The sequence below is a fragment of the Massilia sp. KIM genome (assembly GCF_002007115.1).
Taxonomy (GTDB): domain Bacteria; phylum Pseudomonadota; class Gammaproteobacteria; order Burkholderiales; family Burkholderiaceae_D; genus Telluria.
In genome coordinates, this window is record NZ_MVAD01000003.1 from 182,219 (window position 1) to 198,304 (window position 16,086).

The window sequence follows — 16,086 nt, forward strand, 5'->3', positions numbered from 1 at the left end:
CGTTACGTGAATCGGCGCAGGATAGAAGCTTCCAGGCGCGGCAGCAGCGCGCGGCGGGCTTCCAGCACCTCGGGCGCGGTCGCGCGCGCGGCCGCCGCCCACACCGGCGCCGGGAAATGGGCGTCGTCGGCGTAACGCGGGATCACGTGCCAGTGCAGGTGGGGCACCACGTTGCCCAGGCTGGCCACGTTGACCTTGAGCGGCTCCATCACCTCGCGCACCGCCTCTTCCACCTGGAACACGGCCTCGTTCAGCAGCAGCCGGTCTTCCCCGGCCAGGTCGCTCATCTCGCGCACGTGCTCGTGCCAGATCACGCGGCAAAAGCCCGGGTAATTGGCGTCGTCGACCAGGATGACGCTGAACTTCGGGCCGCGCCATACGGCGGGCGCGGCCAGGTCGCACAGTTCGCAGCCGACCAGCTTCACACCAGCACCCGCTCGATGCCGCCGTTGTTGGCGCGCGCCACGTAGTCGGGCAGCCAGTTCTCGCCCAGCAGGTGCTTGGCGATCTCCACCACGATGTAGTCGGCCGTGGTGCCGGAGTCCTCGTTGTAGCGCGACAGGCCCTGCAGGCAGGACGGGCAGGAGGTGAGGATCTTGACCTCTCCCTTGAAGCCGTCGGCGCGCAGCTTGTCGGCGCCCTTCTCCATTTCGGCTTCCTTGCGGAAGCGCACCTGGGTGGCGATGTCGGGACGGCTCACCGCGAAGGTGCCCGACTCGCCGCAGCAGCGGTCGTTCTTCTCGATCGCCACCTTGTCCACGGTCGAGACCAGGGCGTTCACGGTCTTGATCGAATCCTGCATCTTCATCGGCGTGTGGCAGGGGTCGTGGTACATGTAGCGGGTGCCGTTCACGCCTTCCAGCTTGACCCCTTTCTCGAGCAGGTATTCGTGGATATCCATGATGCGGCAGCCCGGGAAGATCTTCTCGAACTCGTAGGTCGCGAGCTGGTCGTAGCAGGTGCCGCAGGACACCAGCACGGTCTTGATGTCGAGGTAGTTGAGCGTGTTGGCCATGCGGTGGAACAGCACGCGGTTATCCGTCATCATCTTGTCGGCCATGTCGTACTGGCCGGCGCCGCGCTGCGGATAGCCGCAGCACAGGTAGCCCGGCGGCAGCACGGTCTGCACGCCCACTTCCCACAGCATGGCCTGGGTGGCCAGGCCCACCTGCGAGAACAGGCGCTCCGAGCCGCAGCCGGGGAAGTAGAACACGGCTTCGGTGTCGGCCGTGGTCTTCCTGGGGTTGCGGATGATCGGGATGACCTTGTCGTCCTCGATGTCGAGCAGGGCGCGCGCGGTCTTCTTCGGCAAGTTGCCCGGCATCTTCTTGTTCACGAAGTGGATCACCTGCTCGCGGATCGGCGCCTTGCCGGTGGTCGGGGGCGGGGCCTTGGTCTGCTCCTTGGACACCGCCTTGAGCACGCTCGCGCCCAGGCGCTGGGCCTTGTAGCCCAGGTCGACCATGGCCTTGCGGGTGGCGTTGATGGTGGTCGGGTCGGTCGCGTTCAGGAAGAACATGGCGGCGCGGTTGGCCGGCTTGAAGCTGCGCTTGTCCATCTTGCGCAGCAGGTTACGCATGTTCATCGAGACGTCGCCGAAGTCGATGTTCACCGGGCAGGGCGTCACGCACTTGTGACACACGGTGCAGTGGTCGGACACGTCCTCGAACTCTTCCCAATGGCGGATCGAGACGCCGCGCCGGGTCTGTTCTTCGTAGAGGAAGGCTTCGATCAGGGCCGAGGTGGCGAGGATCTTGTCGCGCGGCGAGTACAGCAGGTTCGCTTGCGGCACGTGGGTGGTGCAGACCGGCTTGCACTTGCCGCAGCGCAGGCAGTCCTTGATGCTGTTGGCGATCTCGCCGATGTCGCTCTGCTGCATGATCAGCGACTCGTGGCCCATCAGGCCGAAGGACGGCGTGTAGGCGTTGCGCAGGTCGGCGTGGGCGCCTTCGAGGTTGAGCAGCTTGCCCTTGTTGAAGCGCCCTTGCGGGTCGATGCGCAGCTTGTAGTCGCGGAACTCGCCGATCTCCTCGTCGGTGAGGAATTCGAGCTTGGTGATGCCGATGCCGTGCTCGCCCGAGATCACGCCGTCCAGCGAGCGCGCCAGCTTCATGATGCGCTCGACCGCCTTGTGCGCGTCCTGCAGCATCGCGTAGTCGTCCGAGTTCACCGGCAGGTTGGTGTGCACGTTGCCGTCGCCCGCGTGCATGTGCAGGGCGACGAACACGCGCGAGCGCAGCACCCGCTTGTGGATCGCGCTGCACTCGTCGAGGATGCACTTGTAGGCCGCGCCGTTGAAGATCTGGCGCAGCGGCGCGCGCAGCTCCTGCTTCCACGACACGCGCACCGTGTGGTCCTGGACCAGGTCGAACAGGGTGGCCTCGGGCTGGCTGCCCAGGCGCAGGTCGAAGAGATTGCGCAGGTGGTCCAGGCCCAGTTCCTCCAGGGCCGGCATCACGTCGCCGAGTTTGGCGTCGAGGTTGGCCAGGATGAAGGCCCAGCGCTTGCCGACCAGCTGCGCCAGGCTCACGGCCTGCTGCGGGCGGTCGCCCAGGATCTCGGCGCGGTCCACCGTGTCGCCGGTGGCGTCGTCGCTTTTCTCGATCGGCAGGTGTTCCTGCGCGAGGTACTCGTGCAGCTGTTCCACCAGCTGCAGCTTGTTCTTGATCGACAGCTCGATGTTGATGCGCTCGATGCCGTCGGTGTATTCGCCCATGCGGTTCAGGGGAATCACCACGTCCTCGTTGATCTTGAAGGCGTTGGTGTGGCGCGCGATGGCGGCGGTGCGGGCGCGGTCGAGCCAGAACTTCTTGCGCGCCTCGGCGCTGACGGCAACAAAACCCTCGCCCACGCGGGTGTTCGCGATGCGCACCACTTCCGAGGCCGCCAGCGCGACCGCGTTCTCGTCGTCGCCGACGATGTCGCCGAACAGCGCCATCTTGGGCAGCACGCCGCGCTTGGACTTGGTGGCGTAGCCGACCGCGCGCAGGTAGCGCTCGTCCAGGTGCTCCAGGCCCGCCAGGCGCAGGGTGGCGAAGGCCGGGTCGCCGTTCTTCGGCAGGCTGTCGAGGTAATCCTTGATCTCGACGATGGACGGGATCGCGTCGCGCGCCTGGCCGAAGAATTCCAGCGCCACGGTGCGCGTGAACTTCGGCATCTTGTGCAGGATCCAGCGGCTCGAGGTGATCAGGCCGTCGGTGCCCTCCTTCTGGATGCCCGGCAGGCCGGCCAGGAACTTGTCGGTGACGTCCTTGCCCAGGCCTTCCTTGCGGAAGCGCCGGCCCTCGATGGTGAGGGTCTCGGTGCGGAAGGGTTCGCCCTTGGGCGCGCCCTTGGCCGACGGGTGGGTCCATTCCAGCTTGAAGGTGGCGGTGGGCGCGTCGTGGATCTTGGACAGGTTGTGGCCGATGCGGGTCACTTCCAGCCAGTCGCCGTTCGGGTCGACCATGCGCCAGGAAGCCAGGTTGTCGAGCGCGGTGCCCCACAGCACGGCCTTCTTGCCGCCCGCGTTCATCGCGATGTTGCCGCCGATGCAGGAGGCGTGGGCCGAGGTCGGGTCGACCGCGAACACGAAGCCGGCCTTCTCGGCCGCCTGCGAGACGCGCTGGGTGACCACGCCGGCGCCGGTGTGGATGGTCGCGTACTCGCGGTCCACGCCCGGCAGGCGCAGCATCTCGACCTCGCCCATCTGGATCAGTTTTTCGGTGTTGATCACGGCCGACATCGGCGTCAGCGGGATCGCGCCGCCGGTGTAGCCGGTGCCGCCGCCGCGCGGGATGATGGTCAGGCCCAGTTCGATGCAGCCCTTGACCAGGCCGGCCATCTCGTCCTCGCTGTCGGGCAGCAGGACCAGGAAGGGATACTCGACGCGCCAGTCGGTGGCGTCGGTGACGTGCGAGACGCGATGCATGCCGTCGAAGCGGATGTTGCGCTTGTCGGTGTAGGCGCCCAGCACCTGGCGCGCGCGGCGGCGCAGGTCGTACATGTCGCTGAACTCGCGGCCGAAGTCGTCGACCGCCTTGCGCGCGGCCGCCAGCAGCTGCTCGACCGCGGCGCTGCGCGCGGCCGCCACCTCGGGCGCGGCGCCGTCCTCGGCGTCGACCGTCACGCGGCGCTTGTCGATCTCGGCCAGGCGGTGGTGCAGCGCCTCGATCAGCTTGGCGCGCCGTTTCGGGTTGTCCAGCAGGTCGTCCTGCAGATAGGGGTTGCGGCGCACCACCCAGATGTCGCCCAGCACCTCGTACAGCATGCGCGCCGAGCGCCCGGTCTGGCGCGCGCCGCGCAGCTCGTCCAGCAGCCGCCACGACGACTCACCCAGCAGGCGGATCACGATTTCGCGATCGGAGAACGAGGTGTAGTTGTACGGGATCTCGCGCAGGCGCGCGGGGGCGTTGTCGGCTAACAGGGTATGGATGTGTGCGGGGGCGTTCATGGGATTCGAATCGACGTCGGACGGGCCCGAAGGATGTCCATTCTAGCTTATTGCGATGCACCACGCTGGGGAGCGCCGCTTTTTCCCAGAGGGGCGCCTGCAACAAGATTTGGCGTAGAGCGGCAAGCTGCAAATTAAATTTGCACGGAAGCACCCGTTTGCAAAGCTCATACTGACGAGACCGTAAAACGGCGTAGACCCTAGGGTATGCGCCGGCATCCTGGCCACTTGGACAATATGTCCGGTTTCCCGGCGCCGCCACCCGCACTACAATGTTTTTCATGCCCTACCTGGCCCGTCCCGCTTACCGCTTCTTCAGCTTCCTGCTGGCGCTGCTGCTGCTCGCGCAGGTAGGCGTGGCCGGCTTCGCGCGCGCGGCCGAGCCGGGGTGGCTCGAGATCTGCAGCGCCGGCGGCGCGAAATACGTCCCGGCCGAGCCGTCATCGGGCGCCGCCAAGCACGGCCAGGACGCGCACTGCGCCGCCTGCCCGGTATGGCAGGCGACTGCTCCGCCAGCGCCGCAAGCCCTGCCCATCCAGCCAGCCGCCTTCGCCGGCCTGGCCGGCGCCTGCCCCGCGCCCCTGCCGCGCGCGGCCGCGCACTGGCCGCCGCAGCTGGCGCGCGGCCCTCCCCTTCGCACCTGAGACGACAGCGCGGCCCCCAAGGCCGCTATCCCGCATCCGACGTGGCGCCGCCCGCGCACGCCCTGCGCCCGCGCGGCGGCGGCCGCACGTCCAACAGGCAAGGACATCATGCATCTCACCCGACGACACTTCGTCGCCCTGGCGCTCGCCCCTACCATGGCGGCGCTGGGCGGCTGCGCCCCGCCCTCCCCGGTCTACCGGGGCATCGATCTCGCCAACGGCGACTACAGCGGCGACTTCAGCCTTACCGACAGCGCCGGCCGGCGCCGCACGCTGGCCGACTTCCGCGGCCATTACCTGCTGCTCTTCTTCGGCTATACCCAGTGCCCCGACGTCTGCCCGAGCGCGCTCTCGCGCGCGGTCGCGATCCGCGAACTGCTGGGCGAGCGCAAGGGACGGCTGAAGGTCGCCTTCCTTTCGGTCGACCCGCAGCGCGACACGCCGCCCATCCTGGACGCCTACGTGCGCGCCTTCGATCCCTCCTTCGTCGGCATGTCCGGCTCGGCGCAGGAAGTGGCGCGCGCGGCCGCGGCCTACCGCGTGTTCTACCGCCAGGTGCCCACCGGCGCGTCGTACAGCGTCGACCACACGGCGCTCAGCTACGTCATCGACCCGGATGGGCAGGTGCGACTGGCGCTCAGGCACGCGCAGCCCGCCCAGGAGTGCGCCGAGGACTTGCAGAAGCTGATGCGCTACGACGAGAAACGCAAGGGAGGCTGGCGATGAGATACCGCGTCTTTCTCGCCATGTTCGCCGGCGCCGCCCTCACCCATAGCGCTGTCGCCGCGGCCGGGGCCAAGGCCGAGGCCAAGACCGAAGCCGCGCCGCAGGTGGAGGTCAGCGAGGCCTGGGTGCGCGGCGCCGTGCCCCAGCAGCGCGCCACCGGCGCCTTCATGCGGCTGCGCGCCGGCGCGCCGCTGCGCCTGGTCGGCGCCTCCTCGCCCGTCGCCGGGCGCGCCGAGGTCCACGAGATGCGCATGGAGGGAGACATTATGCGCATGCGGCAGATCGCGTCCTTGCCGATCCCGGCCGGCGAGACCGTGCAGCTCAGGCCCGGCGGCTACCACATCATGCTGCTCGAGCTGAAGCGCCAGCCCGGCGCAGGCGAGCGCATCCCGCTCCGGCTCGAATTCGAGGACGCCGAGCGGCGGCGCTTCGGCGTCGAGGTGCAGGCGCAGGTGCGGGCGCTGGGCGCGGGGCCATGAGGCCCTCGGGCTGCGTGGCCGCCACGCTGGCGCCGTGCTTGTGTCGCACACGGCAGGTAGTGGCCGAAACCGATCGCAAGCCGTCTTTCGGCCAGATGGTGAGGCGCGACCATATCCTGACGATCGCCCTGCCCCAGGCAGGGAACACCATAGGAGAATCTTCATGAATACCGAAACACCACGCCCATTCCACGCCGTCCCCAGCCGGCGGCTGTTCCGGCGCGCGGCGCTGCTCGAAGGATCCACCTTGCTGCTGCTGGTGCTGGTCGCGGTCCCCGCCAAGCACCTGCTGGGCGAACCTGGCCTGGTGAGGGCGCTCGGCCCGCTGCACGGCCTGGCTTTCCTGTTTTATCTCTGGGCGCTGATGGGGGTGAGCGCGGACGCCTCCTGGCCGCGCGGACGCACCGCGCTGCTGGTGCTGGCGGCCTGCCTGCCCTTCGGCAGCTTCATCGCGCTGCGCCGTATGCGGGAGGACCAGCCATGATCTACCTGCTCCTGAAAAGCCTGCACGTGATCGCCGTGGTGGCCTTCGTCGCCGGCCTGCTGCTGCAGTCCCTGGTGCTGCGCATCTACCGCGCCATGCCGGTCCCCGGCATGCCGGACGAGCGCCGCCTGCTGTCTCAAGCCCAGCGCTGGGACCGGATCGTCACCACCCCGGCCCTGGCCCTGACCTGGATCTGCGGCCTGGCGGCGGCCATGCAGGCGGGCTGGTTCGCCAGCGGCTGGCTGCAGGCCAAGCTGGTGGTGGTGCTGATCCTGTCGATGCTGCATGGCCTGCAGGCGGGGGAACTGCGCCGCCTGGCCGGCGCTGCCGGCACGGCTCCCGCGCCATCGGGGCGCTCGCCCGCGCTGCTGCTCGCGCTGGTGGCTTGCGCGGTCGCGCTGGCCGTGGCCAAGCCCGGATGAACTCAGTCCTTGACCTCGAAGGCCGCGCCGGTCTCGAAGAAGTGGCCGCCGGCCACGTAATGGATGCTCTTCCTGCCGCCCTGGCCGAGGTTCCAGTGGCCGTCGTGGAAGGCGGCCGGGTCGGCCCAGGCGGCCACCACCTCGCCCAGGAACAGGTCGTAGGCGTCCTGGATGCGCGGCTCGGGGAGCAGGCGGCATTCGAGCCAGCCGATGCAGCCTTCGATCAGCGGCGCGCTGGTGCGCTGGCCGCGGAAGGCCCGCGCGCCATAGGCCGCGAACTTGTCGAGCTCGCGCCCCGAGTGCGATCCGACCTGCAGGGTCAGGCGCGCCAGCTCGCGCGACGGCACGTTGAGCGCGAATTCGCCCGAGCTCTCGACCAGCTTGCGGGTGAGCGTGTTCTTGTCGATCACCACCGCCACCTTGGGCGGCTTGAAGTCGAGCGGCATCGACCACGCGGCCGCCATCACGTTGTCCCGCCCCGCATGGTGGCTGGTCACCAGCACCGTGGGGCCGTGGTTGAGCAGCCGGTAGGATTTTTCGAGCTCGACGGCCTCGAGGTGGGCCGGAAGGTGGGGCGAGATGGACATGGAGGCAGTCGGTGGGATCAGTCGCAGGGAAACCGGCAGAAGATGGCCGGGCTTACCAAGGCCCATTCTACATGCGCGTCAAAGCAACTGCGGCCCGCTGCCCTGCTCCGCCAGTTCGTCCATCGGATTGCGCAGCCGGCAGTGTTCCAGCGACAGGCAGCCGCAGCCGATGCAGCCGTCGAGCTGGTCGCGCAGGCGGGTGAGCTGGGCGATGCGCTCGTCCAGCTCGGCGCGCCAGCGCTTCGACATGCGCGCCCAGTCGCCCGCCGTCGGGGTGCGCCCTTCGGGCAGCGCGGCCAGGGCCGCGCCGATCTCGGCCAGCGGAATGCCGATGCGCTGGGCCACCTTGATCACCGCCACGCGGCGCAGCACCTCGCGTCCATACCGGCGCTGGCCGCCGCTGCTGCGCATGCTGCGGATCAGGCCCTTGGACTCGTAGAAATGCAGGGCCGAGACGGCCACGCCGGCGCGGCTGGCCACCTCGCCCACCGTCAGCGGACGGCGGACGTCTTCCGGATTCGTGATCGTCATGGATCTCCTCTTGACCTCAACTTTAGTTGAGGTTTTACACTGGATCGCACCGAATGACAAGCCCGTGGAGAAAACAATGAATACTGTCGAACACAACAAGCAACTGGTCCGCACGCTGTACGAGGACTGCATCAATGGACGCGACCTCGACCGGCTGGAGCGCCTGGTGGCGCCCGACTTCGTCGGCCCCCGCGGCGAGCACGGACCGCGCGAATTCCGCGCCACCATCCAGACCGTGCTGACCGGTTTTCCGGGCGTGCGCTTCGAGTTGCACGACCTGTTCGGCGAGGGCGACCGGGTGGCGGTGCGCTGGACCTTCCGCGCGCTGCACGGCGGCCCCTTCGCCGGCCACCCGCCCAGCCATGCCGAGGTCCGCCAGGAAGGCAACGTGATCTACCAGCTCCGCGACGGACGCATCGTGCGCGCCTGGCTGCAGGCCGACCGCCTGGGCGTGCTGCAGCAGCTCGGCGCCCTGCCGCCCTCCTTCGTCCAGCCGGAGCCGGCGCGTCCCTTATAGGGGAAGAAGCCATGGGTCCGGCGGCAGGCTGCCGGCCGCGATCGCTCTTGTATGATGGCGGCTAGTCTTCTTCAGCCGAATTCCACCATGCGACCGATCCGCTTTCTTCTGGCGCTGGCGCTCTGCCTGTACGCCACCCTGGCCGCCGCCTCCTCCGTCCTGGCGCGGCAGGACGAACAAAGCTACGAACGCCGGCGCTGGGGCCAGTCCGAGGGCGCGCCCCAGCATTCCTTTTCGATGGCGCAAACGGCGGACGGCATGCTCTGGTTCGCCTCGCCCGCCGGCCTGCACAGCTTCGACGGCGTGCGCTTCCGCCAGGTCGACAGCGTCTACGGCCACCCCATTCCTTCGCCCAGCATCACCTCGGTGACGCGCATTCCCGGCGGCCTGGCGCTGACCTACCAGTTCGGCGGGCTCAGCTTGTTTACCCGCGAGGGCAGGCGCCACTTCGAGCCCGGCCGCGACATCCCGGCTGGCTCGACCAACAACGTGGCGGTGGACCGCGACGGCACGATCTACCTCGGCACCAGCACCGGCCTGCTGCACTATCGCCAGGGCAAATGGGAGCCGAGCGGCGCCGACTCCCTGCCGGCCGGTAACGTCCCGGCCCTGGAATTCGACCCCGAGGGCACGCTCTGGCTGCACGTGGGTCCGGCGATCTACCGCCGCGCGCGCGGCGCGGAGCGCTTCGAGCACGTGCTGACCGAGCAGGATCCCTATACCAGCTTCGACCAGGGCCTGATCTACACCTCCGCGCCGGGCAAGGGTTTCCTGCACCTGAACGCGCCCGGCGAGAAGCTGGTGCGGGTCGACCGCCCCGATCTCTACCGCAAGTACTTCTGGCCAGGCCCGCACGGCAGCACCTGGAGCCTGCGCGAGGACGGCATCGTGCGTCTCGCGCCGCGGGCCGACGGCGTGCTGGCCGAAGCCGAACTCTTCCCCTTCCATCCGGGCAGCAGCGCCCACGTCGCCCACGCCCTGGTCGACCGCGAGGACAACCTCTGGATGGTCACCCCGGACGGCGTCGAGCGCCTGCGCCGCCACCGCTTCAGCCTCCTGCCCACCGGCGCCAGCGGCTATCTCTGGTTCGCCCAGCCCGGCCTGGGCGAGGAAATGTGGCTCAGCGCCGAGCGCAAGCCGCTGGTGCGCTGGCGCCCCGATGGCAGCCGCCGCGTCACCGGCATCGTCGGCGTCAATGCCATCGTGCGCCAGGGACCGGACCGCGCCTGGGTCGGCACCGACACCGAGCTGTGGGAAGTGCGCGGCGAGCACGAGCGGCGGATCGCCCTGCCTCGGGAGGTCCCGCGCGGCTATGCGATCCAGGCCCTGGCCGTGGAGGGCGAGGGTCGCCTGCTGGTCTCGATCGTGCGCCACGGCCTGTGGGTCTTCGATGGCGAAGGCTGGCGCCGCGACCAGCGCCTGCGAGACCTGCCCGAGCCGATCCCGATCAGCATGCTGGGCGATGCGCGCGGGACCGTGTGGGTGGGACTGACCGGCAGCCGGGTGGGCAAGCTGACGCCGGATGGCGTCGAGCTCCTGGGCCCCGAGGCGGGTCTCGCGGTCGGCAACGTGCTGTCCCTGCTGGACGCCGGCGGCCGGGTGCTGGCCGGCGGCGACCTGGGCCTGGCCTGGCTCGACGGCGGCCGCGCCCATCCCCTGCGCCTGGCCCTTCCCGGCAACTTCCAGCGCATCACCGGGCTGGCGCTCGACCGCCAGGGCAGCCTGTGGCTGCACAGTAACGCCGGACTGGTGCGCGTCGGCGCGCCGGCCCTGCGCGGCTTCTGGTCCGCGCCGGCCCGCCCGGTGGCCGCGGAACTGTTCAACTTCGAGGACGGCGTGCGCGGCCTGGCGGCGCAGATCCGTCCCCTGCCCTCGCTGGCCCTGGGGCAGGACGGCCGGCTCTACTACGCCACCGCATCCCAGGTCGGCTGGATCGACCCGGCCGCGATCCCGCGCAACCCGCTTCCGCCCACCGTCCTGATCGAGGCGCTGCGCACCCGGCAGCACAGCTACGCGCCGCGCGCGGGCCTGGTGCTGCCCGAAGGGACGACCGCCCTGGACCTCGATTTCACCGCCACCGCGCTCTCGATTCCCGAACGGGCGCGGCTGCGCTACCGGCTCGACGGCGTCGATCCCGACTGGCGCGAGGTGGAGCGCGAGCGCAGCGCCTCGTACACCAACCTGGCGCCGGGTCGCTACCGCTTCCAGGTGATCGCCGCCAACGAGGACGGGGTGTGGAATACCGAAGGCGCCCAGCTCGGCTTCGAGATCGCGCCGGCCTTCTGGCAGACACTGCCCTTCCGGCTGGCCTGCGCCGCCCTGCTGCTGCTGGCCCTGGTCCTGCTCTACCGCTGGCGGGTGGCGGCGCTGCAGCGGCGCGCCGACGCGCGCGCGCTGGCGCGCATGGAGGCGACCCTGGAAGAACGCGGGCGCATCGCCCGCTCGCTGCACGACAACCTGCTGCAGGCGGTCCAGGCCCTGCTGCTGCGCTTTCACATGGTGCATGCGCGCCTGGCCCACGAACCCGAGCTGCAGGCGCTGGTCGGCCGCTCCCTCGACCAGGCCGACGAGCTGGTGGCCAGCACCCGCGACGAAGTGATGGCCTTGCGCGCCGCGCCGGCCGGCGCCGAACTGTTCGCCGGACTGGCGGAAGCGGCGGAGGCGGTGCAGCCCGGCGCCAGCGCCATGCTCACGCTGACGGCCGAGGGCGAGGCGCCGCCCTTGTGCCTGGAGGCCGCCGCCGAGCTGCGCTGCATGCTGCGCGAAGCCGTGCTCAACGCCGTGCGCCACGCCCGCGCCAGCCGCATCGTAGTGCGCCTGCGCTTCGGCGCGGAGGGGATCGAGGGCGAGGTGGTGGACGACGGCGTCGGCATCGCCCCCGCGCTCGCGAGATCGGGGCGCGCCGGCCACTGGGGCATCGCCGGGATGCGCGAGCGGATCGGCAAGCTGGGCGGCAGCATCGAGATCGGCAACGCGGCAGCGGGCGGCGCCGTGGTGCGCTTCTCGGTGCCGGGCGAGCGCATCTACGAGGCCGGAGAAGTAGCCGCCTGAGGCGATTATTCCTCCAGACGCAATGGTAACTTGTTCCGAGAGCTCATTCTCTTCTTGGCGCGCATGAGTGACACTGGCTCCATCCACTGACAAGCGGATCGGACGACGGCAAACCAGCCCGTCCCCCACTCAACCAGCCCTGAAGGAGAACGCCATGAACGCCTTGCACGCACGCTTTGCCCGCCTTTCGCTCGCCGCCGCCCTCGCTGCCGCACTGGTCCAGCCCGCCCTGGCCCAGGCCGCGCCGGACGCCGCCCAGACCCGCCCCGCCGCCGCCCGTCCGTCCGCCGCGGTCAGCTACCACACCGTGGACATCGACGGCGTGAAGGTGTTCTACCGCGAGGCAGGCCCCAAGAACGCGCCGACCGTGCTGCTGCTGCACGGCTTCCCGACCTCCTCGCACATGTTCCGCAACCTGATCCCGCAACTGGCCGAGCGCTACCACGTCATCGCACCCGACTACCCCGGCTACGGCCAGAGCGGCCAGCCGGCCATGGACCAGTACGAATACAGCTTCGACAACCTGGCTAAAACCGTCGACAAGCTCACCGTCAAGCTGGGCCTGAGCAAGTACGCGATGTACGTGATGGACTACGGCGCCCCGATCGGCTACCGCCTGGCCGCCGCGCATCCGGAACGCATCAGCGCCATCGTGGTCCAGAACGGCAACGCCTATGACGAAGGGATCGATAACCCCTTCTGGGTGCCGGCCAAGGCCTACTGGAAGGACAAATCGGAAGCCAACGCCGCCAAGCTGCGCCCGCTGTTCGAGATGGACGCCACCCGCTGGCAGTACACCGAGGGCTACCGTAACCCGGCCCTCAACGTCAGCCCGGATTCCGCGGTGATCGACCAGGCCTACATGGACCGTCCCGGCAACAAGGCGATCCAGCTCGAGCTGTTCTACAGCTACGGCACCAATCCTCCGCTCTACCCGCAATGGCAGGCCTATTTCCGCAAGCACCAGCCGCCGATGCTGATCGTCTGGGGCAAGAACGACAAGATCTTCCCGGCCGAGGGCGCCAAGCCCTATCTGCGCGACCTGCCGAAAGCCGAAGTGCACATGCTCGACACCGGCCACTTCGCCCTGGAGGAAGACGGCGATCGCATCGCCCGCTTGATGCGCGACTTCCTCGACCGCAAGGTCAAACGCTGAGCCCGCCAGGCGTGCGCCGCACCCGCCGCGCACGCCTATACTGGCGGCCATACCATTGCGGAGGCCGCCATGTCCCGACTGTCCAGCTGTTGTGCCGCCATCCTGCTGGCGCTTCCGCTCGGCGCCGCCGCCGATCCCGTCACCATCGTGTCGGAAACCCGCGGCACGATCGACGCCAATACCCTCGTGATGAGCCTGCTGGACCTGTATCCGGAAAGCGGGACCACCGTCCTGCCTTTCTCGGTGCGCATCGAGACCGCATTCGACCCGGATTCTCCCGAGGTCTACCTCGACGTCGAGGGCTTGCCGACCATCTGGCGCAGCCAGGTCGACTTCCGCCTGACGGTGGGCGAGCGTTCCCTGAGCTTCAATGGCATGGCCCGCGTGAGCGCCGGGGACGACGCCTGGAACGATTTCCGGCACCGGGTGACCTTCTCTTCGCCCCAGGGCTACGAGATCTACTTCACCCAGGCCCTGACCGGATGGGCGCCGCCGGACAGCGACGCCTACGCGCCGCGCGCGCTCGACAGCGCGGACGGCCTGAGAGGAAGTTTCGGCCTGCTGGCCTACCCGAGCAACCCGGACGCTCCCGGCCTGTGGGACACCGGCGCCAACGCCGACTACGCCTCGCTGCGGGTGATTGCCGCCGTGCCCGAGCCGGGCCAATGGGGCATGCTGGCGGCCGGCCTGCTGGTGGCGGGCGCCGGCGCGCGCCGCCTGCGCCGCGCCTGAACTTCCCGGGACTGTCGGTTCAGCCGATCAGGCGCTCGAAGAAGTCGCCGATCGTCTTCCAGAAGCCGTCCGGCACATAGAGCAGGGCCACGGTCATGGTGACGTAGCGCAAGAACTTGCCGATCGCCATGTACATCACGCTGGGCCAGAAGGGCAGGTGCAGCCAGCCGGCCAGGGTGCACAGCGGGTCGCCCACGCCCGGCACCCAGGACAGCAGCATGGTCTTGGCGCCATAGCGCTTGAGCCAGCCGAACCAGCGGCTCTGCTTTTCCTTGGCGAAGGCGACCTTGGCGCGGTAACCCACGAAATAGTCGACCGCCCCGCCCAGGGTGTTGCCCAGGGTCGCCACCATGATGGCCGGCCAGAACATGGCCCCGTTGGCCTTGACCACGGCAAACACGGCCGGCTCCGAGCCCATCGGCAACAGGGTGGCCGAGACGAAACTGATGATGAAGACCGAAGTCAGGCCCACGGTCGGGGCCGCGAGGAAGTTGAGTAGCCAGAGGACGGCGTTTTCGATCATCGATGGATGCTGGGACGGTAGAGTTGAGCGTCCATTATAATGACCCTGAATTATCGTAACGACACGATAGGCCCGGCTGCCACCCAGCCCCGCCGATCGCACTGCGCGCCACGGTCACCCTCCAGGCAGAACAGTTCGCGTCGTCCCGGACCGCCGCACCTCCAGGCGTTCAATGCCGTGCTCTACCGCTATCCGACCATGACTACCGACTACCTCAAGAAGATCCTGACCGCCCGCGTCTACGACGTGGCCGAGGAAACGCCGCTGGACCTGGCGCCCACGCTGTCCCAGCGCATGGGCAACCGCATCTACTTCAAGCGCGAGGACATGCAGAGCGTGTTCAGCTTCAAGCTGCGCGGGGCCTACAACAAGATGGCCAACCTGAGCATCGAGCAGTTGAAGCGCGGGGTGATCTGCGCCTCGGCCGGCAACCACGCCCAGGGCGTGGCCCTGTCGGCCGCGCGCCTGGGCTGCCGCGCCCTGATCGTGATGCCCACCACCACGCCGCAGGTCAAGATCGACGCCGTCAAGGCGCGCGGCGGCGCGGCGGTCGAGGTGGTGCTGCACGGCGACTCCTATACCGACGCCTACAACCACGCCCTGCTCTTGGAAAAGGAACAGCGCCTGACCTTCGTCCACCCCTTCGACGATCCGGACGTGATCGCCGGCCAGGGCACGATCGGCATGGAGATCCTGCGCCAGCATTCCGGCCCCATCCACGCCGTGTTCGTGGCCATCGGCGGCGGCGGCCTGGTCTCGGGCGTGGGCGCCTACATCAAGGCGGTGCGCCCGGACATCAAGGTGATCGGCGTGCAGACCCTGGATTCGGACGCGATGGCGCGCAGCCTCAAGGCCGGCCAGCGCGTGACCCTGCCCGACGTCGGCCTGTTCTCGGACGGCACCGCGGTGCGCCTGGTGGGCGAGGAAACCTTCCGCGTGGCCCAGCAGGTGGTGGACGAGATCATCCTGGTCGACACCGACGCCATCTGCGCCGCGATCCAGGACGTGTTCCAGGACACCCGCAGCATCCTCGAGCCGGCCGGCGCCCTGGCGGTGGCCGGCGCCAAGGCTTATGTCGAACGCTCGCAGATGAACCGCGAGCCGGTGAAGAACCAGACCCTGGTGGCGGTGGCCTGCGGCGCCAACATGAATTTCGACCGCCTGCGCTTCGTCGCCGAGCGCGCCGAGCTGGGCGAATCGCGCGAAGCCGTGTTCGCGGTGACCATTCCCGAGCAGCGCGGGAGCTTCCGCCGCTTCTGCTCGCTGGTCGGGCCGCGCAACGTGACCGAATTCATCTACCGCATCAGCGACGAGCGCGAAGCCCACGTCTTCGTCGGCGCCCAGATCGCCAGCCGCAGCGAATCGCACCTGCTGGCGCGCACCTTCGAGGAGCACGGTTTCCGCACCCTCGACCTCACCTACGACGAACTGGCCAAGCTGCACATCCGCCACCTGGTGGGCGGAAAGAGCGCGCTGGCCCAGGACGAATTGCTGTATCGTTTCGAGTTTCCCGAACGGCCGGGAGCGCTCATGCGCTTCCTGGAAAGCATGGCCCCGAACTGGAACATCTCGCTCTTCCACTACCGCAACCAGGGCGGCGACGTCGGCCGCATCCTGGTCGGGCTGCAGGTGCCGAAGGGCGAAATGGACGAATTCCAGCGCTTCCTCGCCACCCTCGGCTACCGCCACTGGGACGAGAGCGCGAATCCGGTGTATAAGCTGTTCCTGGGCTAGCCCCACCCGCCTGCCGGCGGCCGTTATCCACGGCGCCGGCGGCATATTGTTGAACGCGTGGACGGTGC

15 protein-coding genes are annotated in these 16,086 nt (G+C 69.0%); 10 read left to right on the top strand and 5 right to left on the bottom strand.

Going from position 1 to position 16,086, the window contains the following annotated elements; genetic code table 11:
• Positions 1 to 2: 2 nt before the first annotated feature.
• Both B0920_RS21065 and B0920_RS21070 read right to left on the bottom strand, forming a co-directional pair.
• The gene (locus tag B0920_RS21065; protein ID WP_078034653.1) at positions 3 to 425 is read right to left on the bottom strand and encodes an HIT family protein; all 423 of its coding nucleotides are present in this window, start codon (positions 423 to 425) and stop codon (positions 3 to 5) included.
• Positions 422 to 4,432, bottom strand: coding sequence for a DUF3683 domain-containing protein (locus B0920_RS21070; RefSeq protein WP_078034654.1), 4,011 nt, complete (start codon positions 4,430 to 4,432; stop codon positions 422 to 424). Before B0920_RS21070 ends, B0920_RS21065 begins: the two co-directional genes overlap by 4 nt.
• Before the next feature lie 281 nt (positions 4,433 to 4,713).
• Between B0920_RS21070 and B0920_RS21075 the strand changes: the two genes are divergently transcribed.
• From B0920_RS21075 to B0920_RS21095, 5 genes are all read left to right on the top strand, one after another.
• Complete coding sequence (locus B0920_RS21075; protein WP_179119262.1) at positions 4,714 to 5,076, top strand: DUF2946 family protein; 363 nt, start codon at positions 4,714 to 4,716, stop codon at positions 5,074 to 5,076.
• Positions 5,077 to 5,184: 108 nt separating this feature from the next.
• On the top strand, positions 5,185 to 5,802 hold the full coding sequence (locus B0920_RS21080; RefSeq protein ID WP_078034656.1) for an SCO family protein: 618 nt from the start codon (positions 5,185 to 5,187) through the stop codon (positions 5,800 to 5,802).
• Positions 5,799 to 6,281 carry a copper chaperone PCu(A)C gene (locus B0920_RS21085; protein WP_229455859.1) on the top strand — a complete coding sequence of 161 codons (483 nt, stop codon included), beginning with the start codon at positions 5,799 to 5,801 and terminating at the stop codon, positions 6,279 to 6,281. The genes B0920_RS21080 and B0920_RS21085 overlap by 4 nt, the downstream gene beginning before the upstream one ends.
• Before the next feature lie 163 nt (positions 6,282 to 6,444).
• Positions 6,445 to 6,765, top strand: a complete 321-nt coding sequence (locus B0920_RS21090) for a DUF3817 domain-containing protein (RefSeq protein WP_078034658.1) — start codon at positions 6,445 to 6,447, stop codon at positions 6,763 to 6,765.
• Positions 6,762 to 7,187 carry a CopD family protein gene (locus B0920_RS21095; protein ID WP_078034659.1) on the top strand — a complete coding sequence of 142 codons (426 nt, stop codon included), beginning with the start codon at positions 6,762 to 6,764 and terminating at the stop codon, positions 7,185 to 7,187. Before B0920_RS21090 ends, B0920_RS21095 begins: the two co-directional genes overlap by 4 nt.
• A 2-nt stretch (positions 7,188 to 7,189) precedes the next feature.
• On the opposite strand, the gene B0920_RS21100 is transcribed toward B0920_RS21095, so the two are convergent.
• Positions 7,190 to 7,774 (bottom strand): flavin reductase family protein, encoded by a 585-nt coding sequence (locus tag B0920_RS21100; RefSeq protein ID WP_078034660.1) that lies wholly within the window; start codon positions 7,772 to 7,774, stop codon positions 7,190 to 7,192.
• 78 nt (positions 7,775 to 7,852) lie between these two features.
• Positions 7,853 to 8,305, bottom strand: a complete 453-nt coding sequence (soxR, locus tag B0920_RS21105; protein WP_078034661.1) for a redox-sensitive transcriptional activator SoxR — start codon at positions 8,303 to 8,305, stop codon at positions 7,853 to 7,855.
• Between the two features lie 76 nt (positions 8,306 to 8,381).
• Here soxR and B0920_RS21110 point away from each other — a divergent pair, with 76 nt between their 5' ends.
• From B0920_RS21110 to B0920_RS21125, 4 genes are all read left to right on the top strand, one after another.
• The gene (locus tag B0920_RS21110) at positions 8,382 to 8,822 is read left to right on the top strand and encodes an ester cyclase (RefSeq protein WP_078034662.1); all 441 of its coding nucleotides are present in this window, start codon (positions 8,382 to 8,384) and stop codon (positions 8,820 to 8,822) included.
• 87 nt (positions 8,823 to 8,909) lie between these two features.
• Complete coding sequence (locus B0920_RS21115) at positions 8,910 to 11,873, top strand: triple tyrosine motif-containing protein (protein WP_078034663.1); 2,964 nt, start codon at positions 8,910 to 8,912, stop codon at positions 11,871 to 11,873.
• A 154-nt stretch (positions 11,874 to 12,027) separates the two neighbouring features.
• Positions 12,028 to 13,029 (top strand): alpha/beta fold hydrolase, encoded by a 1,002-nt coding sequence (locus B0920_RS21120; protein ID WP_078034664.1) that lies wholly within the window; start codon positions 12,028 to 12,030, stop codon positions 13,027 to 13,029.
• Between the two features lie 69 nt (positions 13,030 to 13,098).
• Positions 13,099 to 13,761, top strand: coding sequence for a PEP-CTERM sorting domain-containing protein (locus tag B0920_RS21125; RefSeq protein ID WP_078034665.1), 663 nt, complete (start codon positions 13,099 to 13,101; stop codon positions 13,759 to 13,761).
• 19 nt (positions 13,762 to 13,780) lie between these two features.
• On the opposite strand, the gene B0920_RS21130 is transcribed toward B0920_RS21125, so the two are convergent.
• On the bottom strand, positions 13,781 to 14,284 hold the full coding sequence (locus tag B0920_RS21130) for a YqaA family protein (protein ID WP_078034666.1): 504 nt from the start codon (positions 14,282 to 14,284) through the stop codon (positions 13,781 to 13,783).
• A 198-nt stretch (positions 14,285 to 14,482) separates the two neighbouring features.
• Here B0920_RS21130 and ilvA point away from each other — a divergent pair, with 198 nt between their 5' ends.
• Entirely contained in the window at positions 14,483 to 16,018 is a 1,536-nt protein-coding gene (gene ilvA / locus B0920_RS21135) for a threonine ammonia-lyase, biosynthetic (RefSeq protein WP_078034938.1), read from the top strand.
• Positions 16,019 to 16,086: the final 68 nt, after the last annotated feature.

Bases quoted from the DNA above. Each gene is read 5' to 3' on its own strand.
- B0920_RS21125 (WP_078034665.1), top strand. From the start codon at position 13,099: ATGTCCCGACTGTCCAGCTGTTGTGCCGCCATCCTGCTGGCGCTTCCG.
- B0920_RS21085 (WP_229455859.1), top strand. From the start codon at position 5,799: ATGAGATACCGCGTCTTTCTCGCCATGTTCGCCGGCGCCGCCCTCACC.
- B0920_RS21115 (WP_078034663.1), top strand. From the start codon at position 8,910: ATGCGACCGATCCGCTTTCTTCTGGCGCTGGCGCTCTGCCTGTACGCC.
- soxR (WP_078034661.1), bottom strand. From the start codon at position 8,305: ATGACGATCACGAATCCGGAAGACGTCCGCCGTCCGCTGACGGTGGGC.
- B0920_RS21110 (WP_078034662.1), top strand. From the start codon at position 8,382: ATGAATACTGTCGAACACAACAAGCAACTGGTCCGCACGCTGTACGAG.
- B0920_RS21095 (WP_078034659.1), top strand. From the start codon at position 6,762: ATGATCTACCTGCTCCTGAAAAGCCTGCACGTGATCGCCGTGGTGGCC.
- B0920_RS21070 (WP_078034654.1), bottom strand. From the start codon at position 4,432: ATGAACGCCCCCGCACACATCCATACCCTGTTAGCCGACAACGCCCCC.
- B0920_RS21120 (WP_078034664.1), top strand. From the start codon at position 12,028: ATGAACGCCTTGCACGCACGCTTTGCCCGCCTTTCGCTCGCCGCCGCC.
- B0920_RS21100 (WP_078034660.1), bottom strand. From the start codon at position 7,774: ATGTCCATCTCGCCCCACCTTCCGGCCCACCTCGAGGCCGTCGAGCTC.
- B0920_RS21130 (WP_078034666.1), bottom strand. From the start codon at position 14,284: ATGATCGAAAACGCCGTCCTCTGGCTACTCAACTTCCTCGCGGCCCCG.
- B0920_RS21075 (WP_179119262.1), top strand. From the start codon at position 4,714: ATGCCCTACCTGGCCCGTCCCGCTTACCGCTTCTTCAGCTTCCTGCTG.
- B0920_RS21090 (WP_078034658.1), top strand. From the start codon at position 6,445: ATGAATACCGAAACACCACGCCCATTCCACGCCGTCCCCAGCCGGCGG.
- ilvA (WP_078034938.1), top strand. From the start codon at position 14,483: ATGACTACCGACTACCTCAAGAAGATCCTGACCGCCCGCGTCTACGAC.
- B0920_RS21080 (WP_078034656.1), top strand. From the start codon at position 5,185: ATGCATCTCACCCGACGACACTTCGTCGCCCTGGCGCTCGCCCCTACC.